General features: G+C 63.8%; 18 protein-coding genes. 13 read left to right on the top strand and 5 right to left on the bottom strand.

Annotation, left to right across the window (positions count from 1 at the left end):
* The first annotated feature begins 122 nt into the window (after nt 1-122).
* From KLP42_RS19085 to KLP42_RS19065, 5 genes are all read left to right on the top strand, one after another.
* On the top strand, nt 123-1,916 hold the full coding sequence (locus KLP42_RS19085) for an acyl-CoA dehydrogenase C-terminal domain-containing protein (protein ID WP_215568537.1): 1,794 nt from the start codon (nt 123-125) through the stop codon (nt 1,914-1,916).
* A 55-nt stretch (nt 1,917-1,971) separates the two neighbouring features.
* Entirely contained in the window at nt 1,972-2,229 is a 258-nt protein-coding gene (locus KLP42_RS19080) for an AbrB/MazE/SpoVT family DNA-binding domain-containing protein (RefSeq protein WP_286675488.1), read from the top strand.
* Nucleotides 2,229-2,558 carry a type II toxin-antitoxin system PemK/MazF family toxin gene (locus KLP42_RS19075; RefSeq protein WP_215568535.1) on the top strand — a complete coding sequence of 110 codons (330 nt, stop codon included), beginning with the start codon at nt 2,229-2,231 and terminating at the stop codon, nt 2,556-2,558. Before KLP42_RS19080 ends, KLP42_RS19075 begins: the two co-directional genes overlap by 1 nt.
* A 46-nt stretch (nt 2,559-2,604) precedes the next feature.
* Entirely contained in the window at nt 2,605-3,813 is a 1,209-nt protein-coding gene (locus KLP42_RS19070; protein WP_215568534.1) for an acetyl-CoA C-acetyltransferase, read from the top strand.
* A 179-nt stretch (nt 3,814-3,992) separates the two neighbouring features.
* Nucleotides 3,993-6,209 carry a 3-hydroxyacyl-CoA dehydrogenase NAD-binding domain-containing protein gene (locus KLP42_RS19065; RefSeq protein ID WP_215568533.1) on the top strand — a complete coding sequence of 739 codons (2,217 nt, stop codon included), beginning with the start codon at nt 3,993-3,995 and terminating at the stop codon, nt 6,207-6,209.
* A gap of 74 nt (nt 6,210-6,283) precedes the next feature.
* Here the strand turns inward: KLP42_RS19065 and KLP42_RS19060 are convergent, their stop codons facing one another.
* Both KLP42_RS19060 and KLP42_RS19055 read right to left on the bottom strand, forming a co-directional pair.
* Entirely contained in the window at nt 6,284-7,006 is a 723-nt protein-coding gene (locus KLP42_RS19060) for an LrgB family protein (protein ID WP_215568532.1), read from the bottom strand.
* 3 nt (nt 7,007-7,009) lie between these two features.
* Entirely contained in the window at nt 7,010-7,372 is a 363-nt protein-coding gene (locus KLP42_RS19055; RefSeq protein WP_215568531.1) for a CidA/LrgA family protein, read from the bottom strand.
* 304 nt (nt 7,373-7,676) lie between these two features.
* Here KLP42_RS19055 and KLP42_RS19050 point away from each other — a divergent pair, with 304 nt between their 5' ends.
* Nucleotides 7,677-8,810 carry a sensor histidine kinase gene (locus tag KLP42_RS19050; protein WP_215568530.1) on the top strand — a complete coding sequence of 378 codons (1,134 nt, stop codon included), beginning with the start codon at nt 7,677-7,679 and terminating at the stop codon, nt 8,808-8,810.
* A gap of 110 nt (nt 8,811-8,920) precedes the next feature.
* Here the strand turns inward: KLP42_RS19050 and KLP42_RS19045 are convergent, their stop codons facing one another.
* Both KLP42_RS19045 and KLP42_RS19040 read right to left on the bottom strand, forming a co-directional pair.
* Nucleotides 8,921-10,183 (bottom strand): OpgC family protein, encoded by a 1,263-nt coding sequence (locus KLP42_RS19045; protein WP_215568529.1) that lies wholly within the window; start codon nt 10,181-10,183, stop codon nt 8,921-8,923.
* Nucleotides 10,184-10,377: 194 nt separating this feature from the next.
* Nucleotides 10,378-13,881 carry a PAS domain-containing hybrid sensor histidine kinase/response regulator gene (locus KLP42_RS19040; RefSeq protein WP_215568528.1) on the bottom strand — a complete coding sequence of 1,168 codons (3,504 nt, stop codon included), beginning with the start codon at nt 13,879-13,881 and terminating at the stop codon, nt 10,378-10,380.
* A 183-nt stretch (nt 13,882-14,064) separates the two neighbouring features.
* On the opposite strand from KLP42_RS19040, the gene mscL reads away from it, so the two are divergent.
* The 3 genes from mscL (at nt 14,065) to galE (ending at nt 16,959) form a co-directional block, all read left to right on the top strand.
* Nucleotides 14,065-14,490 (top strand): large conductance mechanosensitive channel protein MscL, encoded by a 426-nt coding sequence (gene mscL / locus KLP42_RS19035; RefSeq protein WP_215568577.1) that lies wholly within the window; start codon nt 14,065-14,067, stop codon nt 14,488-14,490.
* Between the two features lie 108 nt (nt 14,491-14,598).
* Nucleotides 14,599-15,765 (top strand): pyridoxal phosphate-dependent aminotransferase, encoded by a 1,167-nt coding sequence (locus KLP42_RS19030; protein ID WP_215568527.1) that lies wholly within the window; start codon nt 14,599-14,601, stop codon nt 15,763-15,765.
* 162 nt (nt 15,766-15,927) lie between these two features.
* Entirely contained in the window at nt 15,928-16,959 is a 1,032-nt protein-coding gene (gene galE, locus KLP42_RS19025; RefSeq protein WP_215568526.1) for a UDP-glucose 4-epimerase GalE, read from the top strand.
* 73 nt (nt 16,960-17,032) lie between these two features.
* Here the strand turns inward: galE and KLP42_RS19020 are convergent, their stop codons facing one another.
* Entirely contained in the window at nt 17,033-17,509 is a 477-nt protein-coding gene (locus tag KLP42_RS19020; RefSeq protein WP_215568525.1) for a chemotaxis protein CheW, read from the bottom strand.
* A 428-nt stretch (nt 17,510-17,937) separates the two neighbouring features.
* Between KLP42_RS19020 and KLP42_RS19015 the strand changes: the two genes are divergently transcribed.
* Genes KLP42_RS19015 through KLP42_RS19000 form a run of 4 tightly spaced genes read left to right on the top strand, consistent with a single transcriptional unit; the run spans nt 17,938 to nt 21,921 of the window.
* A complete protein-coding gene (locus KLP42_RS19015) occupies nt 17,938-19,083 on the top strand; it encodes an extracellular solute-binding protein (RefSeq protein ID WP_215568524.1) in 1,146 nt (381 codons plus the stop codon).
* Nucleotides 19,084-19,085: 2 nt separating this feature from the next.
* Nucleotides 19,086-19,976 (top strand): ABC transporter permease, encoded by an 891-nt coding sequence (locus KLP42_RS19010; protein ID WP_215568523.1) that lies wholly within the window; start codon nt 19,086-19,088, stop codon nt 19,974-19,976.
* A complete protein-coding gene (locus tag KLP42_RS19005; RefSeq protein ID WP_215568522.1) occupies nt 19,973-20,800 on the top strand; it encodes an ABC transporter permease in 828 nt (275 codons plus the stop codon). The genes KLP42_RS19010 and KLP42_RS19005 overlap by 4 nt, the downstream gene beginning before the upstream one ends.
* 29 nt (nt 20,801-20,829) lie before the next feature.
* Nucleotides 20,830-21,921, top strand: a complete 1,092-nt coding sequence (locus tag KLP42_RS19000) for an ABC transporter ATP-binding protein (RefSeq protein WP_215568521.1) — start codon at nt 20,830-20,832, stop codon at nt 21,919-21,921.
* The last annotated feature ends 64 nt before the right edge of the window (nt 21,922-21,985 follow it).

Genomic DNA, 21,985 nt, shown 5'->3' with positions numbered 1-21,985 from the left:
GGAGAGGCCGGCGTCACGCACAAGAATGTGCGATTTGACCAATTGACGTTTACGCGCACGTCAATATTTTGTAGGACTATGGATGCCGGCTCATCCGGCCGCTGATTTGGAGGAGTTCGCGAATGCCTGTCTACAAGGCCCCCGTTGCCGATACGCTGTTTATCCTCAAGGATGTGCTCGGCATCGAGCGCTACAACAATCTCCCCGGCTTTTCCGATGCCACGCCGGAAATGATCGAGGCGATCGCCTCCGAAGCCGCGCGCCTGTCCGAGGAAGTTCTCTTCCCCGTCAACTATTCCGGCGATCAGGAAGGCTGCGTGCGGGCCGACGATGGCTCCGTCAAGACGCCCAAGGGTTTCAAGGAAGCCTATGACGCCTATTGTGAGGGTGGCTGGATCGGCCTTGCCGTGCCGGAGGAGTTCGGCGGTCAGGGCCTTCCCTACACACTGCATGCCGCCGTCGGTGAATATACCTCCGCCGCCAACATGTCGCTGATGATGTATCCGGGCCTTACCCAGGGCGCGATTGCCGCGATCCTCGTGCATGGCAGCCAGGAACAGAAGCAGACCTATCTGCCGAAGATGGTCGAAGGCAAATGGTCCGGCACGATGAACCTGACGGAGCCGCATTGCGGCACCGATCTCGGCCTCCTGCGCACCAAGGCCGTGCCGAACGGCGATGGCACCTACAAGATCTCCGGTCAGAAGATCTTCATCTCCGCCGGCGAACACGACATGACGGACAACATCGTCCATCTGGTGCTTGCCCGCATCGAAGGCGCGCCGGCCGGCACCAAGGGCATCTCGCTGTTCATCGTGCCGAAATTCCTGGTGAACGAGGACGGCTCGGTCGGCGCGCGCAATACGGTCGTCTGCGGTGCCATCGAGCACAAGATGGGCATTCACGGCAATGCCACTTGCGTGATGAATTATGACGAGGCGACCGGTTACCTGATCGGCGCGGAGAACAAGGGCCTCAACGCCATGTTCGTCATGATGAACGAGGCGCGCCTCGGCGTCGGCCTGCAGGGTCTCGCCATTGCCGAAGTGGCCTACCAGAACGCCGTCGCCTACGCCAGGGACCGCATCCAGGGCCGCTCGCTCTCCGGTCCCAAGGCGCCGGAAAAGGCTGCCGACCCGATCATCGTGCACCCGGATATCCGCCGCACCCTGATGACGATCAAGGCATTCAACGAGGCCGGCCGCGCTTTCATGCTGTGGACGGCGCTGAAGTCCGATATCGCCCACCGTTCGTCGGACGCAGCCGAACGCCAGTCGGCGGACGATCTGCTCGGTCTCGCCACGCCGATCCTTAAAGGCGTGATGACCGACAAGGGGTTTGACCATGCGGTCATGGCCCAGCAGGTCTATGGCGGCCACGGTTACATCGAAGAATGGGGCATGAGCCAGTATGTCCGCGATGCCCGCATCGCGATGATCTACGAAGGCGCCAACGGCATTCAGGCGCTTGATCTCGTCGGCCGCAAGCTGGCGCTGAACGGCGGCCGCGCCGTCATGGCCGCCTTCAAGGAAATCGGCGATTTCTGCGAGGAGAACCGCTCCAACGAACAGATGGCGCCCTATACCAAGGCGCTGAAGAAGGGCTTGAACGATCTGCAGGCCTCCACCATGTGGTTCATGCAGAATGCCATGGCCAAACCCGACAATGCCGGCGCCGGCTCGACCGATTACATGCACCTCTTCGGCCTCGTCATGCTGGGTTACATGTGGGCCAAGATGGCAAAATCCGCGCAGGACCTGATCGCCGCCGGTGACGAGCGCGCCGATTTCTTGAACACCAAGCTTGTCACGGCGCGCTTCTACATGGACAAGATTATGCCGGAGACCGCGCTGCGCAAGACCCGCATCGAAGCGGGCAGCGACACGCTGATGGAACTGGCCGCCGAGGCGTTTTGATTGCGGCATTGATCGATAAAAGTTATATGTATGTATAACTTTTTCGGAGGTGGAAATGGCAACGTCAACTTTGCGCAATGTCGGAGGGTCCGTGATGATGACCATCCCCAAGGCCGTGCTCGAAGAACTGGGCCTTTCGGCAAATACCAAAGTCGAGGTGTCTGCGGAAGCGGGGCGGCTGATTGCCGTGCCGCGTGCGCGGCCGAAATACACGCTGGATGAGCTTCTGGCGCAGTGTGATCCCAATGCGCCTCTGTCCGACGAGGAGCTTGAATGGATGAATGATCCGCCCGTTGGCCGGGAGATCATCTGATGGAGCGGGGCGAGATCTGGCATGTCGATCTCGAACCGATCAAGGGCCGTGAACAGGCCGGATCGCGCTACGTACTGATTGTAACGCAGAAGGCCTTCAACGATCTCGGCACGCCCATCATCGTGCCGGTCACGACTGGCGGGCAATTTGCCCGTTTTCAGGGTTTTGCTGTTTCGTTGTCGGGTGCTGGCACACGAAGCTCCGGCGTCATCCTGTGCAACCAGCTACGGTCCCTCGACCTCAAGGCGCGCGGTGCGCGTTTTGTAGAGAAGGTACCCGATTTCATTCTCGACGAAGTTCTGGCGCGGGTCAGTACATTCTTCGAGTAGCGAACGAGTGAAAGAGGGCGCCCCGTGTGCCCAAGGGAGAGAGACAATGACCGAAGTCTATATCTACGACCACGTGCGCACGCCGCGCGGGCGCGGCAAGAAGGATGGTTCCCTGCACGAGGTTCCCTCCGTCCGCCTCGCTGCGAAAACGCTGGAAGCCATCCGCGACCGCAACGGGCTCGACACCGCCCAGGTGGATGACATCATCATGGGCTGCGTCGATCCGGTCATGGATGCCGGCGCCGTGATCCCCAAGGCCGCCGCCTTCGAGGCGGGCTATTCCACCAGGGCGCCCGGCATGCAGATCTCGCGCTTCTGCGCCTCGGGCCTCGACGCCGTCAACTTCGCCGCCGGCAAAGTCGTGGCCGGATCCGATGACATCGTCATTGCGGGTGGTGTCGAAAGCATGTCGCGCGTCGGCATGGGCATGTCCGGCGGCGCCTGGTACATGGACCCATCTGTCAACTTCCCCGGCTATTTCATGCCGCAGGGTGTTTCGGCCGACCTCATCGCCACCAAGTACGGCTTTACCCGCGATGACGTGGATGCCTATGCGGTGGAAAGCCAGAAGCGCGCAGCCCATGCCTGGGCGAACGGCTATTTCTCCAAATCCGTCATTCCGGTGAAGGACCAGAACGGGCTCACCATCCTCGACCGCGACGAGCACATGCGGCCCGAGACGAACATGCAGTCGCTCGCCTCGCTCAACCCGTCCTTCCAGATGCCGGGTGAAATGGGCGGCTTCGAAGCGGTCGGCCTGCAGGCGCATCCGGAGGTCGAGCGTATCGCTTACGTCCACCATGCCGGCAATTCCTCCGGCATCGTCGATGGCGCCGCCGCCGTCCTCGTCGGCTCCAAGGCCGGCGGTCAGACCATGGGCCTGAAGCCCCGCGCCCGCATCAAGGCTTTTGCCAATATCGGTTCCGATCCGGCCCTCATGCTCACAGGCCCGGTGGACGTCACGGAAAAGCTTCTGAAGAAGACCGGCATGTCGCTGAAGGACATCGATCTTTTCGAACTCAACGAAGCTTTCGCCGCCGTCGTGCTGCGCTACATGCAGGCGTTCGACATCGACCACGCCAAGATGAACGTCAATGGCGGCGCGATCGCCATGGGCCATCCGCTCGGCGCCACCGGCGCCATGATCCTCGGCACGGTGCTGGATGAGCTGGAGCGGCGCGATCTGAACACCGCGCTGGTCACCCTCTGCATCGGCGCCGGCATGGGCACGGCAACCGTGATCGAGCGGGTTTGATGGGGTTCTAACCCTCCCCCTTGTGGGGAGGGTGGCCGGCAGGCGGGAGGGGTCTTTACGGCCAATTCCCCTCCCCAACCCCTCCCCAAAAGGGGGAGGGGCTTAACCCGCGCCAGATCGCACCTATTTCGGAGCGGCGGCGATATCGGCACACAATTTCAGGGAAGAGGAATCCCACCATGAGCACCTACAAGAATTTCACCGTCGAGACCGACGCAGACGGCATTGCCCTTGTGACCTGGGACATGCCGGAGAAGAGCATGAACGTTTTCACCGAAGAGGTGATGGACGAGATCGACGCTATCGTTGACCAGACGGTTGCCGATGCGGCCGTCAAGGGCGTCGTGTTCACCTCCGGCAAGAATTCCTTCTCCGGCGGCGCGGATCTCACCATGATCCGCGGCATGTTCACCCTGTTGCAGGAGGAGCAGGCCAACAATCCGGACACGGCCATGCAGAAGCTGTTCGATGTCGCCGGCCGCATGACCTGGCTGTGGCGCAAGATCGAGACCAACGGCAAGCCCTGGGTCTCGGCCATCAATGGCGTGTGCATGGGCGGTGCGCTGGAACTGTCGCTCGCCTGCCATGGCCGCGTTGTCTCTAACGCGAAATCCGTCAAGCTCGCGCTGCCGGAAGTCAAGGTCGGCATCTTCCCCGGCGCCGGCGGCACGCAGCGTGTGGCGCGCCTTGCCAATACGCAGGACGCCCTGCAGATGATGACGACGGGCCAGACCCTGACGCCGCAACGCGCCAAGGCGATGAACCTCGTGCATCAGGTGGTCGAGCCGGATCAGCTTGTGACAGCCGCCAAACAGATGATCAAGGACGGGTTGAAGCCCGTCGCGCCCTGGGATGAAAAGGGCTTCAAGGTTCCCGGCGGCGGCATCTGGACCCCGGCTTCCGCCCAGCTCTGGCCGGCCGCTCCTGCTATCCTCCGCCGTGAAACCGCCGGCAATTATCCGGGTGCGCTTGCGATCCTCAAATGCGTCTACGAAGGCCTGCAGGTTCCCTTCGACACCGGCCTCAAGATCGAGCAGCGCTATTTCACGCAGGTGCTGCGCTCTACCGAAGCCTTCTCGATGATCCGCTCGCTGTTCATCTCCATGCAGGAACTCGGCAAGGGCGCCCGTCGTCCGGCCGGCGTGGAGAAGAAGAAGCTGACGAAGATCGGCGTCGTCGGTGCCGGTTTCATGGGCGCCTCCATTGCCTATGTCTCGGCCGCCGCCGGCATTGCCGTCTCGCTGATCGACCGCGACGAGGAAGCCGCCGCCAAGGGCAAGGCCGTCTCCGAAAAGCTGGTTGCCGACAGCATCGGCAAGGGACGGATGACCAAGGAGGAGGGCGAAAAGCTGCTCTCCCTCATCACCCCCACCGCCGATTATTCGACACTGTCCGATGTCTCGCTCGTCGTCGAAGCCGTGTTCGAAGACCGCCAGGTCAAGAAGGATGTCATCGAGAAGGTCGAGGCCGTGCTGCCGGAAGGCGCGATCTTCGCCTCCAATACCTCGACGCTCCCCATCACCGGCCTTGCTAAGAACTCGAAGCGTCCGAAGCAGTTCATCGGCGTGCATTTCTTCTCGCCGGTCGAGAAGATGATGCTGACGGAGGTGATCCTCGGCGAGGAGACCGGCGACGAGGCGCTTGCCGTGGCACTCGATTACGTCGCCCAGATCAAGAAGACGCCGATCGTCGTCAACGATACGCGCGGCTTCTATGTCAACCGCTGCGTCTTCCGCTACATCAACGAAGCCTATGACATGCTGATCGAAGGCGTGCCGGCGGTGATGATCGAAAATGCCGCCAAGATGGCCGGCATGCCGGTCGGCCCGCTGTCGCTCAACGACGAAGTGGCCGTCGATCTGTCCCAGAAGATCATGAAGGCCTCGATTGCCGATCTCGGCGAAACCTCGGTCAAGCCGGAGCATATGGCGCTGGTCGACAAGCTCGTGAACGATCTGGATCGCCGCGGCCGCAAGAACGGCAGGGGTTTTTACGAATATCCGGCCAAACCCGCCAAGAAGTTCCTGTGGCCGGGCCTGAAAGACCTCTACCCGCAGAAACCGGCAGCGGACGTGGATGTGAACGTGCTGAAACAGCGCCTTCTCGTAACCATCGCGCTGGAAGCCGCCCGCACCATGGAAGAGGGCATTGTCACCGATCCGCGCGAGGCCGATGTCGGCTCCATCCTCGGCTTCGGTTTCGCGCCCTACACCGGCGGCACGCTGTCTTACATCGACGGCATGGGGGTCAAAACCTTCGTGGCGTTGTGCGAAACGCTGGCTGCCCAGTATGGCGATCACTTCAAGCCGACGCCGCTGCTCCTCGACATGGCCGCCAAGGGCGAGACCTTCTATGAGCGGTTCAACCCCTATGCTGCCGTGACCAAGGCTGCGTGATCTGGGGCTGCGTGAACCGCCGCTTCAGCGTCGAAACGCCGGAAACAGGCCCTTCGGGGCCTGTTTCCACTTTGTCAGGCGCCGAGCAGCAGCCTTGCGACGAGCGGCACGATGATGGAGGTGGCGATCGCGTTCAGCGCCATGGCAATCCCGGCAAACAGGCCGGCGGTCGCATCCACCTCGTAGGCGCGGGCGGTGCCGATGCCATGCGATGTCAGCCCGGCGGCAAAGCCACGGGCGGCATAATCGCGAATACCCATGCGGTTCATCATCGGGGTGACGATGAGAGCCCCGGTAATGCCGGTCAGGATGACCAGAACCGCCGTCAGGGATGGATTGCCGCCGAGCGAGGAGGAAATGGCCATGGCGACGCCTGCGGTTGCCGATTTCGGCAGGAAGGAAATCAGCATCTCGCGCGGCAGGCCGACGAGCCAGCCCAGTATCATCACCGAGGCAACCGCAACCAGCGATCCGGCCAGCAGCGCGACGCCGATCGGCGCCAGCACCGTCTTCACCTCGTCCCATTGCCGGTAGAGCGGCACGGCGATGGCGACGGTCGCCGGTCCCAGCAGGAAATGCACGAACTGTGCGCCGGCGAAGAACTTCTCGTAGGGAATGTCGAACACCGTCATCAGCACCGACAGAACGACAATGGAGGTCAGCACCGGATTGACCAGCGGATGGCGTTTCAGCCGCACCGAAAGCGCGCTGGCGGCAATCCAGGTGCAGAGGGTCAGGGTCAGCCAGATCAGCGGCGAGGTGGAGAGGTAGACCCACAGGTCGACAGGACTGCGCATCGTTCAGCCCTTCCGGTCGAAATAGCGGCGAGCGGCGATGAACGTCCACACCGTCGCGGCAAGCGTGATGATGGCCGAGGCCACCAGCACCAGCGCGATCGGGCCGGCCTCGCTGCGCATCACGCCCCAGAGCGAGACGATGCCGACGCCGGCCGGCACGAAGAGCAGGCCGAGATTGGCGAGCAACGCCTCCGCGACACCCTCGATGCGGGGGAAGGGGCCGCGCCCCATGCTGCGGCCCAGCTGCAGGGCGCAGAAGAGCAGCACCAGCGCCACCACGGGGCCGGGCACCGGCAGTTTGGTCAGGAAGACGAGGCTTTCGCCGATGAGTTGGAAGAAAAGCAGGGCCGCGATACCGCGTAACATGATGGCCTCCGGGCTGTGAGGGCACCAAGACTAGACAAGGAGCAAGGCGAGGTCACGACCGGTGAGGGCACGAACGGTTCTGTCCGGCGCATTCATCTCTTGCGTGCGCCAGCCGGCGCAGCCAGTTGCCAGGGTAGAAGGTCGGGCTGCTGCCGCACGGCGATCGAAAGGTCCCGTCGCGTTTTCCTGTTGCGGTTTTTCGAGCGGCTGCGATAGTGGCCATACCGCATTTTTGCATTGGAAACAGCAACCTGGGTTCGCCACGGCTCAGGCAGGGCTTCTTCCGGCCTTCGGGGATTTGAGTATGTCGAACACACGCGAAGGCCAGCCGGGCACGGCCAGCGCTGCCGCCAGATCCGCCGCCGCCCTCAGCCGCCTGGCGGCGCGGGACAATCGCCTCGTGCAGCTTCTGTCGCGCCTGCCTGCCTTCCGCTCCACGACGCAGAGCATGACGGTGCGGGAGCGGCTGTTTGCCTTTGCCATGTCGCTGGTCATCGAGGTGGTGGCGGTGGCCATGCGTTTCCTGGTCGATGACTATCTGCCGCCCGGCTTTCCCTACCTGACCTTCTTTCCCGCCGTCATCCTTACCGGCTTCTGCTTCGGCATGTATCCGGCGCTGATGAACACCATGCTCTCGGCGCTGGTGGCCTGGTACTGGTTCATCGCGCCGACGGAGAGCTTCGCGCTGACGGTGCCTTCCATCACGGCCCTTGCCTTCTTCTTCTTCGTGATCGCCATCGATCTCGGTCTGCTGCAGCTTTTGCTGGCGGCCTATGCGTCGCAGGTGAGGGCGCGGGATGATCTGGCCTACAATCTGCAGCTCCAGCAACTGGTTTCCGAAGAGGTGGATCACCGGATGAAGAACCTGCTGGCCACCACCAGCGGCCTCATCGCATTGTCGCAACGCCATGCGACGACGCCCGCCCAGCTCGGCAGCCAATTGCGCCAGCGCATCCAGGCCATGGGGCATTCCATCACCCTGCTGCGCGGTTCCCTGCACGGCGGAAGCGCCGACATGCGCGAGGCACTGCTGGCAACGCTGTCGCCGCTCGGCCTGTCGGAGGGCGAGCGGCTGGTCTTCGACGGGCCGCGCCTGAACCTGAACGGCGCAACGATCATCGCGCTCAGCCTCATCATCCATGAACTCGGCACCAATGCCCTGAAATACGGCGCGCTGTCGCAGGATGCCGGGCAGATCGTCGTTTCCTGGCGCCGCTACCAGCCCGAAGGCCAGGAGACGGAACAGACGGGAGAGCATATCGATCTCATCTGGCGCGAGCGCAATGGTCCTACCGTTTCGGAGCCGGGCAGCCAGGGTTTCGGCACCGATCTGGTGCGCCGCATGTCGGCCGGGCTCGGCGGAGAATGCACCTTCTCCTACGAACCCTCCGGTCTCGTGGTCCATTTTTCCATGCGCGCGGCAAGCGTGCTGGCTTAGCGCGCTTCGGCCGTGTGACCCCGCCCGGTACGCGAGCCAGGCGCCGCAACGGCTGAGGGCGGCCGCATCATCAGGCCGCCCTGCACTGTCTGTTCGAACGGAACAGGTAATCAGGCGGTCGTCGGGCGGGGCTGAGGCTTGGCGGGCGAGCGTCGCGCCGGGGCCGCCGCCAGCTTGGCCGGCTGCGGGGCCGGTTCGCTGCCGGTCAGGGCAGGCAGCCACTTGTCCCGTTCGCGCCACAGGGCAGGAATCGCCAGCAGGGCGATGCACGACACCGCGATCGCGGTCTTCGTCAGTTCCGACAGTTCCGGCGTGCGGCCGTCGAAGTAGTAGACCGCATAGACGATCCCGACATGGAACACATACACATAGAGCGAGTGGCGTCCCAGAAGCTGCAGGAATTTCAGCGACAGGACCCAGTTGATGGCGCCGGCGATCCGCCGCACCCAGGCGGCCTTGTGCTTCGGCCCGGCGATGATCATCCAGGTCATGAGCGTGGCGGCGGCGGCGAAGTTGACGAGGTAGACCGGGCCGAAATCGGCGCGGATTTCCATGGTCGCGAACTTCGCCGCCAGGTCCGCCGGCATGAGACCGTTGGCCGTCATGATGCGCAGCGGCAGGAAGAAGGCGCAGATCAGGCCGCTGATCGTCGGGATGTAGCTGTTTTCCGGCGAGAAGATGCGGCCCCACTCGATCTTGTTGAGCGAGGTCATCGCACCCAGCACAAGGCCGGAATAGAAGACGATCTGCCAGCCGAGCAGGTTGAAGGAAGCACGCATGCCCTGGTCGTCCGGCCGCATGAAGAACTGGTTCAGCGGGTCGGTGACGACCTTCTGCAGGCCCAGTTGGCCGGCCATCCACAGGATCAGCGAGCCGGCCATCACATGCGCCCACTTGCCGTCGATGACGAGCTTCACCAGCATCGGGGCAAACAGCATGTAGATGATGTATTGCGGCAGGATGTCCATGAAGGTCGGCTGGAAGACGAAGCTGGCGATGGCGGCAAGCCGCAGCGGATCGTCGAAGTTCGTGTAGCCCAGCCAGTTGTACCAGATGTAATAGGCGCCCGGCAGCAGCATCTGCGCGGCCAGCACGCACAGCACGATCCCCATGGCATAGCGGTAGAGTTCGAAGGCGCGCGAATAGATGGCATTGCGGCCGGCCTCATAGCCGTTCTTGGCCATCTTGCGGACATAGACCATGCCGATCAGCAGGCCGGACAGGAAGACGAAGCCTTGCGCATCCTCCACGAAGGCCAGCTGGTTGTGGTTGATCTTCACGAGCCAGTAACCGCCGGCAAAAACCAGATGGTTGATCAGCATGAAGACGAGGAAATAGCCCCGCATCCCGTCAATCAGGTCATAGCGTTTCATCGGTCGAGTCTCCGTCTTGCGGGCGCCGAAGGCTCGCGCCGGTCGGTCCGTGGTGCCTCTGCGGGCAGGAAATTTCCCCAGTAACGCGGCGTAAGCGAGGCGGGTTCCCGTGATTCGGATTGTGTTTGGGGGTGCGCCTCTTCACATTGGCGTCATGAACAGATCGTTAACGCCGGTGCGTGAGGCGACCGGGTCTATTCCGCGGCGGCGCGGCGAATGCCGGCGGCCTGGGTCACATAGGCACGCAGCGCCGCGGGCTTCACCGGCTTGTGCTGCAGGCCGAGGCCGTGCCGTTCGGCCTCGGCGCGCACTTCCTGGCTGCGATCGGCGGTCAGCAGCAGGCCCGCCACGGGCTCGCCGATCAGCGTGCGCAGACGAACGATCGCCTCGATGCCGGTGCCCTCATCGAGATGGTAATCGGCAATCAGGATCGCCGGCTGCACGTCCATGCCGGCAAGCTTCTGCTCGGCCTCCTGCAGCGAACGGGCCGAGGTGACGCGGCAGCCCCAGCCGGAGAGCAGGAGCTCCATCCCCTCCAGGATCTTCGGCTCGTTGTCGATGCACAGCACGCCGAGGCCGGAGAGGGGCTGGGGCAGGGCAGGACTGGGCTTTTCCGGTGTGGATGAGCGCGTTCGGCCCATGTCGCGCGGCATGCGCACGCGAAAGATCGTGCCGCGCCCTGGCGTCGAGGCAAGTTCCACCGGATGCGACAGCACGCGGGAAATGCGGTCGACGATGGAAAGACCGAGGCCGAGGCCCGCGGCGGTGCGTGCACCTTCGTCCAGGCGGGCAAATTCGCGAAACACCGTCTTGAACTTCGAGGAGGGGATGCCGATGCCGGAATCGAGCACCTCGATCACCACCTCGCGCCCCCGCCGGCGTGCGCCGACCAGCACCTTGCCGCTGATCGTGTACTTGATGGCGTTCGACACGAGGTTCTGCACCAGCCGGCGCAGCAGGTTGGGATCGGTCTTGACGCTGAGCGAGGACGGCATCACCCTGAATTTCAGGTTCTTCTCCCGCGCCACGGGCGCGAAATCCGTCTCTATGCGACGCAGAAGATCATCGAGCGGTACGGAGGTGACACGTGGCTTCATCGCGCCCGTATCGAGACGGGAAATGTCGAGAACGGCGCCGAGGATGCTCTCGACGGATTCCAGCGCGGAATCGATGTTGCGTACCAGCGCGCTGTTCTCCGACTGGCCGAGCCGTTCCACCAGCGTCGAGGAATAGAGCCGCGCCGCATTGAGCGGCTGGAGAATGTCGTGGCCGGCGGCGGCAAAGAAGCGCGTCTTGCCGAGATTGGCCTCGTCGGCGGCGGCGCGCGCCTCGGCGAGTTCGCGGTTCACCCGTGTCAGTTCGGCGGTGCGTTCCTCCACCCGCTGTTCCAGCGTCTCGTTTGCCTGCCTGAGCGCCTGGGCGGCTGCCACGCGCTCCGTCATGTCGGTGAAGGTGGCGACGATGCCCTCGTCGGGCATGGTGTTGGAGCGCACTTCGATGATGCGGGCGCCGCCGTTCAGCACCAGGGGGAAGGGCGTGTCGAGCGTCTTGATCCGATCGATGACGGCCTGGGCATCCTCTTCGGGAATGTCGCCGCGATCGGTCAGGATGCCGACGATGTCGCTCAGCGGATAGCCCACCTGGCCCACCTGTTCCGGCAGGCCGAGCAGCGTGCGGAAGCGACGGTTCCATATCGCCAGCCGTTCCTGGCTGTCGAACACCGCGACCCCCTGGTCCATCTGCGACAGCGCCGTCTGCAGGATGTCCTGGTTGTATTGCAGGGCCTCGCTCGCCTGGTCCAGCAGCCAGGCCGTGTCGGAATTGGTATCCTCCGCCTTCTGCAGGATCAGCGACAGCACCAGCCGCGCCGAGGAGGAGCCGATGGCGCTGCCCAGCAGCTGCTCGGAGAAATGGATGAAGGCCATGTCGGCGGCTTCGCGATCGCCGATCTTGCGGCCGGCGGTGCGTTCGTAATTGGCGAAGGAGCGGCGCATGCGCTCTTCGCCGAGGTAGCGGGCAATCGCTGCCTTCAGGTCGCCGACGGAGACGCGCGTCTTCCAGCCGCGGGTGGCAAACTGGGAGCGCAGATGGCGCTTGACGAAAATGCCGGCCTGGATGCGCTCCACCGGTCGCGGATTGCGTGACAGCGAGCCGACGACGAAGGCGAGGCTGTTGACGATCAGGCTGAGCAGGACGGCATTGACCAGCGGATCGGCGCCGGGGCCGGAAAACAGGCCGGTGCCCGGAACGAGAAAATCGAGCACCGCCGCCGCAATCGCGGAATTGTCCTGCCCGCCGAGGCTCGGCAGGAACAGCAGGTAGGCCCAGGCAAAGAAGCCGAGACACATGCCGGCGACCGCGCCGCGGGCATTGGCCCGGCGCCACCACAGGCCGCCGAAGAGCGGTGGTGCAATCTGCGCCACCGCTGCAAAGGACAGAAGGCCGATGGAGGCAAGGCCGGAGGAGGAATCTGCTGCCCGATAATAGGCATAGCCCAGCATCAGCACGACAAAGATGGCCGTGCGGCGGATGCGCAGCAGCGGCCGGGCGAAATCCGCCCGCTGGCCGCTGGAGGTCATCAGCTTGCGACGCAGGAAGATCGGCATCACGATGTCGTTGGAGATCATGATCGAGAGTGCAACGGAGGCGACGATCACCATCGCGGTTGCCGCCGAGAAGCCCCCGATGAAGGCGATCAGCGTTACCACGTCCATCTGGTGCGACAGCGGCAGCTGCAGCACGTAAAGATCCGCATTGCCGGTGCCGCCGAAGCGGATGAGCCCCGCCAGCGCCACCGGCAGCACGAAGATGTTGATGGCGACGAGATAGAGCGGCAGCAGCCAGCTCGCCATCTTCAGCTCCGCCTGGGTGCGGTTTTCCACCACGGTGACATGGAACTGGCGCGGCAGCATGATGATGGCGAAGGCGGAGAGCCCGATCAGCAGCAGCCAGCGAGGAAGCGGCGTCTGATAGCCGAGCGCCTGTTCCACCAGCGGGTTCTGTGCCGCCTGCCGCCACAGGTCCGCCGGCCCGTCGAACATCAGATACAGAACCGACAGGCCGATGGTCACGAAGGCCAGCAGCTTGACGACCGATTCCATCGCTACCGCCAGGATCAGCCCGTCCTGGTGTTCCGTCGCATCCGTATGGCGCGTGCCGAACATTACCGCGAAACAGGCCATCATCAGCGTGACGATCAGCGCGAGATCGATGAAATGCAGGTTGCCGCTGCCGATGCCATAGGCCGAGGGATCGACCATGGCCGCCACCGAGCTGGAGACGGCCTTCAGCTGCAGCGCGATATACGGAATGGCCCCCACCAGCGAGATGATGGCGACGATCAGCGCCACGGAGGAGTTCTTGCCATAGCGGGCGGCAATGAAATCGGCCGGCGAGGTGAGCTTTTCCGCCTTGGCCAGCTCGATGATGCGGCGCACCAGCGGCAGCCCGAGCGTGAAGGCGAGGATCGGGCCGATATAGATGCCGGTGAATTCCAGCCCCCGCTCGGAGGCAAGCCCCACGCCGCCGAAATAGGTCCAGGAGGTGCAGTAGACGGCAAGGCTGAGGGCGTAGACCATCGGCCGGCCCTTTTTCGGCACGCCGAAGCGCCTGCTTCTGCGGTCGCCATAGCTTGCCACGGCAAACAGCAGCAGGATATAGGCGCAGGCCGCCAGAAATATCACCCAGCCAGGCAGCATGGCACCTCCGCGACCGGCTTCCTCTCCGCGCCGATCTTAGGCCAAACCGCGTCCTTTGGAAATGAAGGCGGACCTCGCCAAAAAGTCCAATGCCGGCTTCTTCACCATCAGCATCTTCCCCGCTGCGGCCCAGGATATATATTCGCGGCATCTGCCACCCGACACCGAGAGGCCCCCATGTCGATGATCTCCGAATTCCGCTCCTTTATTGCCCGAGGCAATGTGATCGACCTTGCGGTCGGTATCATCATTGGCGGCGCGTTTACGGGCATCGTCAATTCGCTGGTCAACGACGTGGTGATGCCGGTGGTCGGCGTCATTATCGGCGGCTTCGATTTCTCGAACTATTTCATTCCGCTGAACGACCGGGTCACGGCGGCGACGCTGGAGGCAGCCAAGGCGCAAGGAGCCGTTTTCGCCTATGGCAAGTTCCTGACGGTGGTCCTTAACTTCCTGATCCTGGCCTGGATCATCTTCCTGATGGTCAAGGCCGTGAACCGCATCCGGGCCATGGATGACAAGAAGTCGGCCGAGGCCGCGCCCGCCGCCCCGCCGCCGGCCGATGTGCAGCTTCTCACCGAGATTCGCGACCTGCTGAAATCGCGCTGAGGATCGTTCTTCGGCAAACATCACGGATTTCGATCTGCCGCTCACCGAAACTCATGGGATTTTGCCACCGCCCTGCGCTATGAGGGCGGTGAGCTGGAGACCCATTTTATGACACTTCTGGAAAGCCTGAGCGCGCGTGCGCTTGCCGCCCCGCAGAGCGGGATCGTCGAACTGGTCAACTATGCCCGCGGGCGCCAGGGGCTTATACCCCTCTGGGCCGGCGAAGGCGACCTGCCGAGCCCCGCCTTCATCAATCAGGCGACCAAGGATTCGCTCGACGCGGGAGAGACCTTCTACACCTGGCAGCGCGGTCTTCCCGAACTGCGTCAGGCCCTGTCGCGCTACTACGAGCGGCATTTTTCCGTCTCGCTGCCGATGGAGCATTTCTTCGCCACCAGCTCCGGCATGCATGCCATCAATCTCTGCGTCCAGGCGCTGACGGCGCCGGGCGACGAGATCATCTATCTGACGCCGAGCTGGCCGAACATTGTGGCGGCCATCGGCATTGCCGGCGCCGGTGCCGTGCCGGTCGCGGTGGATTTCGTTGATGGCGGCTGGTCGCTCGATGTCGGGAAGATTGCGGCGGCGATCACGCCGCGCACCCGTGCGCTGTTCATCAACACCCCCTCCAACCCGACCGGCTGGACGGCGACGCGCGAGGATCTGGAAGCCATCCTGGCGCTTGCCCGCCAGCACGGGCTGTGGATCATCGCCGACGAGATCTATGCCCTCTATTATTACAAGGGCGATCGCGCCGCGTCCTTCCTCGACATCTCGACGCCCGACGACCGCATTCTCTACGCCAATTCCTTCTCCAAGAACTGGTCGATGACCGGCTGGCGTGTCGGCTGGATCGTGGCGCCGCCGTCGATCGGCCAGGTGCTGGAAAACCTCATCCAGTATTCCAGCTCCGGGCTGACGCCCTTCATGCAGCGCGGCGCGATCGCGGCCCTTGACCAGGGCGACGATTTCCTGCGCTCCAATATCGAGCGGGCCCGCATCTCGCGCGATCTCCTCTGCGACGCGCTGATCGCCACCAATCGCGTGCAGACCCGCAAGCCGGACGGCGCGATCTACGCCTTCCTGAAGGTGGACGGCATCGATGATCCGCGCGCCGGCGCCTTCGATATCGTCGACAAGACGCTGGTCGGGCTGGCACCTGGCACCGCCTTCGGTCCGGGTGGCGGTGCCTTCCTGCGCGCCTGCTTCCTGCGTGATCCGAAACAGATCGAGGAAGCCGCCGGCCGGCTGGCGGATTATATCGCCAAACTGTAGGGCGGGCGCCCGCCACGCCTTGATCCGTCAAATGCGAGCGATTGCGGAAATCCTCCGTTTTCCCTTGCGCAAACAATGCTCCGCATGAGGCTTTGCCGGTAAGGCGCGGTGAAGGTCCCGCATGGTTCGATGCGCCGAAACATCAGGCAGGAGCATCGAACCATGGCAGTTCTTGTGACCGGGGGCGCCGGCTATATCGGCAGCCATATGGTCTGGGCCCTGCTCGACGCGGGCGAGGAGGTGGTGGTGCTGGACAGGCTGTCCACCGGCTTTCGCTGGGCGGTGCCCGATCCGGCGCGCTTCTATCTCGGCGATGTGGGCGACCGGGATCTGCTGGCTCGCATCTTCGCGGAAAATGCCGTGGATGCCGTGCTGCATCTTGCCGGTTCCATCGTGGTGCCGCAATCGGTGCTGCATCCGCTCGACTATTACGACAACAACAGCGCCAAGACCGGGCAACTGGCGGCGGCCGCCATTCAGGCTGGCATCCGGCATTTCGTGTTCTCCTCGACGGCTGCCGTCTATGGCGAGGTGCCGGATGGCGTTCCGGTGACCGAAAGCGCCGTGACGCTGCCGAACAACCCCTATGGCCAGTCAAAGCTGATGGCCGAGCAGATGCTGCGCGACGCGAGCGCCGCCCATGATTTCCGCTATGTGGCGCTGCGCTATTTCAATGTCGCCGGTGCCGATCCCGCCGGCAGGGCGGGCCTTTCCACCGAAGGCGCCACGCATCTCATCAAGATCGCCTGCGAGGCGGCCCTTGGTCTGCGCAGCGGGGTCGATGTCTATGGCACCGATTATCCGACACCCGACGGCACCGGCATTCGCGACTACATCCATGTCAGCGATCTGGTGGAGGCGCATCTGAAGGCGCTCGCCTACCTCCGGCGCGGTGGCCAGCCACAGGTCGCCAATTGCGGCTATGGCCGCGGCTACTCGGTGCTGGACGTGCTCAATGCGGTAATGCGGGTGGAGCGGCGGCCGTTTGAGGTGCGCTATGCGCCGCGCCGCGCCGGCGATACCGCGTCGGTCGTGGCCGACGCCACCCGCGCCCGCCGCCTGTTCGGCTGGACGCCGCGCCATGATGATCTCGACCACATCGTCGCGACTGCCCTGCGCTGGGAGCGCCAGCTCAACGAACGCAAGTTCGGCGGACTGACGGCCATTCACCGCCGTCTCGCCGCAAGCTTCTGATACCGGCGCAAACGACAACGGGCGCCGCGGGGCGCCCGTTCACCGGTGGCGTCCGGTAAGGGTCGGGGCGGCCTCAGGCCACCATGCCCCAGTCGTCGGCGTCATCGAGCGCAAACATCCGTTCCAGGTTGAGGAAGCAGATCATGCCGCTGTCATGGGCGATGATCCCGTCGGAAAAGGCGGAACTGGAGCCCGCCGCCATTGGTACGGGCTGCAGGCGGCTCGACGGGATGGTCATGATATCGGATACGCGATCCACCAGCAGGCCGACGGTCATGCCCTTGATGTCGGTCACCACGATTGCACTGCGCTCGTTGACCTCCGTGTTGGGCATGCCGAGCTTCACGGCGAGATCGACGATCGGGATGACGGTGCCGCGCAGGTTCATCACGCCGATCACGTCATAGGGCGCATGCGGCAGCGGCGTCACCGGCGCCCAGCCGCGGATTTCGCGGATGGAGGTCGTGCGCACGCAGAATTCCTGGGAATGCAGCCGGAAGGCGATGATCTCCAGCAGTTCGTCGCCGGTGGTGGTCTGGGGCACGCTCATGGGCGGAAGTCTCCGAACTTCGGTTGCAGGTCAAGCCAATCGATTGTCCGCCAGAATAGCCGTTCGATCCTGCGCCGGGCTTGAGACGCGGTCGGCCGGATGTGCCGCGCGAAAATGCAGGCGCTTTGCTTGGATACGGCATCATGCCGTCGACAGTCTGTTCGACGCCATCAATTGCATGGTTGATCCAAGATATTTCGTTTTTGCTAATGAAGTCTTATTGCCGCACGCAATTCCTGGGGCCCGGCTGACATTCCGCCCGGCCCGCGCATGCATCGTCGCCGCTCCAAAAAGTTCGCACAGCTGTGCAAATTACAAGGAACTGTCATCGAACGATCATCCAGCTGTCATTCAGCCTGCCTAGGGTCGCCGCGTTATCGCCGGCCCGGACAAGCGGGCCAGGCCGTCCCACATCCGGAGACAGACCCATGAACAGACGCGAATTCCTGGCGGCAGGCTCTGCCGTTGCAGCAGCCAGCGCCCTTCCTTCCCTCGCTCTCGCCGACGACAAGACGATCCAGGTCTACAGCGGCTCGGACAACAACATCATCGATTTCTGGAACAACACCATCATTCCGGCCTTCCAGAAGGCCAATCCCGGCATGAAGGTGAAGCTGGTCGATGCCGGCGATGACAACGGCCTTCGCGCCATTGCCGACCGTGCGCTGGCCGCACTGAAGAGCAAGGCCGATCCGCAGGCCGACGTCTTCGAGAACTTCGATGCGCGCCTGCCGGCCGGCGGCGTCGAGGCCGGCCTCTGGGTCACCTTCTCGGCCGAGAATGTGCCGAGCTACGGCAAGATCAACCGCGCCGCAATCGACATGCCGCAGCAGCTGCCTTATCGCGGCTCGCAGGTCCTGCTCGCCTACGACAAGACCAAGCTCGACCCGAAGGACGCGCCGAAGACCTGGGAACAGCTGGTTGCCTGGGTCAAGAAGAACCCCGGCCAGTTCATCTACAACCGTCCGGACAAGGGCGGCTCCGGCGGCAATTTCGTTCGTCGCGCCATCCACGAGGTGAACGGTCGCGATCCGTCGAAATTCACCATCGCCAATTTCTCGGCCGATTATGCCGAAAAGTCGCTGACGCCGGCCTGGGCCGTGCTGAAGGACATGGCTCCTTTCCTGTATGAGAAGGGCGCCTATACCTCCGGCAACACCCAGTCGATCCAGCTCCTTTCGCAGGGCGTCGTCACCATGGTTCCGGTCTGGTCGGACCAGGTGCTGCAGGCCATGTCGCAGGGCGTTCTGCCGGAAACGACCGGCCTCGTTCAGTTGACCGACCTCGCGCTCTGCGGCGGCTTCTCCCGACTGACGGTCTTCTCCAACGGCGCCAACAAGGATGCGGCCCTCAAGCTTGCCGACTTCCTGCTGACGAGCGAGATGCAGTCGGCCGTCATCACCCAGATCGGCGGTTTCCCGGGCGTGACCTGGGACAACGTCGCAGCCGACCTGCGCGAGAAGTACAAGGACGTCGTGCCGAATTCCATCCCGACCTTCCCGGGCGGCGACTGGAATGCAGCCATCAATGACGGCTGGTACCGCAACGTGGCGACCGGTCTCGCACGCGGCTGATCATGGCAGACACGGCAACTGCGTCCGCCACCGGTGGATCCGAGCCGGCAATCGGGAGGGGGCTGAAAGGCCTCCTCCTTGTTGCCCTTCCGGTGTTTCTCGTCGGGTGGCTGATCATCTACCCGATCATCGCCGCCATCGTCTCGACCCTCTTCGTCGAGGCAACGGACGGCGTGCAGTTCAGCACGGCTTCGTACCGGTTCTTTTTCTCCGACCCCTATAGCCGCGCCAATCTGGCGCTGACGCTGTGGACCACCGGCGTCTGCGCCGTGCTGCTGCTCCTCGTCGGCCTGCCGATTGCGCTCTACCTGCGCTTTTCCACCAGCCGCTTCGCCGATCTGGTGCAGAGCCTCGCGATCTTCCCGATGTTCGTTCCGTCGATCATCCTGTCCTATGCGCTGATCCGCACCATCGGACCGAACGGCACGGTTGACATCCTGCTGAATGCCGTCGGCCTGCCCAAGATCCCAAGCCCCTATCTCACCCCCTGGGGTCCGGTGATCGGGCTTGTCTGGGACAACCTGCCGCTGACCGTGCTGATGCTGACGGCCGGTCTCGCCGGCATTTCCAACAGCGCCGTCGAGGCGGCGCGTGATGTCGGTGCCGGTCCGATCCGCGTCTTCTGGCACATCATCCTGCCGCGCATGGGCAATTCCATCCTGGTGACGATCTCCTTCACCGTGCTCGGCATCTTTTCCTCCTTCACGCTGCCTTACGTGCTGGGCCCGGCCTCGCCGGAAATGATGGGTCCCTTCATGCTGCGCACCTTCAACGATCTCTACGATCCGCTGAACGCCAAGACGCAGGCCGTCATCTCCTTCGTCTTCTGCCTGTTCTTCGGCATCTTCTATGTCTGGTCGATCGCCCGCAACCAGAGGAGCCAGAGCAGATGATCCGGACGTATTCCTCCACCTCCGGCCGCTTCGACTGGACAGGGTTGGCCTTCACGATCCTGCTGGCGATCGTCATCGCCGTGCCGCTTCTCGTCGTCTTCACCTGGGCCTTTACCGAGGTGTGGCGCTATCCTTCGGTGATCCCGCAGAAATTCGGCCTGCGCTTCTGGGACCAGACGCTGTCGCGCGCCGATGTATGGGAGGCGCTGTCGATCAGCCTCAGGTTGTCGGCGACAGTGACGGCGCTCTCCGCACTGATCTGCCTTCCGGCGGCTTACGCCTTCGCGCGGATGAAGTTTCCGGGCCGCGACCTGTTCTTCCTGTCCTTCCTTGCCTCGCATGCCTTTCCGAAATTCGGCCTGCTGGTGGCAATCGCGGCGATCTTCCTGCAGCTGAACCTGATCGCCACCTTCTGGGGCGTGGTGCTGATCCAGCTGGTCGGCACGCTGATGCTGATGATCTGGATCCCGGTCGCGGCCTTCCAGGCGGTGGACCGGCGCATGGAAGAGGCAGCGCGCGATGTTGGCGCCGGACCCTTGCGCGTTTTCTGGTCGATCACCCTGCCACAGGCCGGCCCGACGATCTTTGCGGCCGTGCTGCTCACCTTCGTCTCCACCTTCTACGAGACCGAAGGCGCCTGGCTGATCGGCGCGCCGCAGATCCGCACCATGCCGGTGCTGATGATCAACTTCATCAACAATCAGGTCGTGATCCAGTACGGCGCGGTGCTCTCCGTGATCCTGTGGGTTCCGTCCTTCATCGCCCTGATGTTTGCCCGCCGCGTCATCGGCACCGGGGCCTTCGCCAAGGGATTTGGCGCCTGAGGCGCCGTGCAATCATGAAAGAGTAGACCATGGCCAGATTGACGATCGAGAGCCTGCGCAAGTCCTTCGCCAGCACCGTGGCGGTCGATGATTTTTCGCTGGATGTGGCAGATGGCGAACTCGTCTGCCTGCTGGGGCCATCCGGCTCCGGCAAGTCGACCATCCTGCGCATGATCGGCGGCTTCGAGCAGCCGACCTCGGGTGCGATCCGCATCGACGGGCAGGATGTCAGCCGCCTGCCGCCCGACCGGCGCCCGACCGGCATGGTGTTCCAGAGCCATGCGTTGTGGAGCCACATGAACGTGTTCAACAATATCGCCTTCGGCCTCAAGCTGCGCCGGCTGCCGCGCTCCGAAATCCGCCGCAAGGTGGAGGAGGCGCTGGAGCTTGTCGGGCTTGGCGGCTACGGCCATCGCCAGACCTTCCAGCTGTCCGGCGGGCAGCAGCAGCGCGTGGCGCTCGCCCGTTCGCTGGTGCTGGAGCCGAAGATCCTGCTGCTGGACGAACCCTTCGCCAGCCTTGACCAGCATCTGCGCGAGCGGCTGCGCGAGGAGGTGCGCGACATCCAGCAGCGGCTCGGCATCACCACGCTCTTCGTGACCCACGGCCAGGACGAAGCGCTCGCCATGGCTGACCGGATCGTGGTGCTGCGCAACGGACAGTGTGAACAGGCCGATGCCCCGGACATCATCTACCGCAACCCGCAGACCCAGTTCGTGGCCGGCTTCATCGGCCAGATGAACTTCATCGCGGCCAATGTCGAAGGCGGCACTTTCCGTCATCCGCATGTGTCGATCGCCGTCGGTGTGCAGGATGGGCCGGCGGTGCTGGCCGTGCGCCCCGAAGCGCTCGGCCTTGCCGCGACCGACGGGGAGGCGGGGGCAACCGTGTTGCGCTCGACCGATTTCGGCAGCCATATCATGGTGGACGTGGAACTCGCTGACGGCACGCGCCTGAAGGCGATGACCAGCCCGTCCATCCGCTGGGAAAGGGGCGCCCGCGCGCGGCTGGTTCCCGCAGCCTATGCGCTTTACCGCGACAACCGGCTGGTCGACTCCGGCCGGGTGGAGGGGCGTGCGACGACGGCGGCGAGCCTCGACGTGGTGCGGGTAACGGTCTGAGCCGTCTTTTCACTGCGTGAACGACAGCAAAACGGCGGGTCTGGTGCCCGCCGTTTTCGTCGTT

This window comes from Rhizobium sp. CSW-27, from assembly GCF_018760785.1.
In the GTDB taxonomy this organism is placed as follows: Bacteria; Pseudomonadota; Alphaproteobacteria; order Rhizobiales; family Rhizobiaceae; genus Neorhizobium.
Note: the sequence above shows the minus strand (reverse complement) of the source record. Positions and strands in the feature narration are given on the sequence as shown.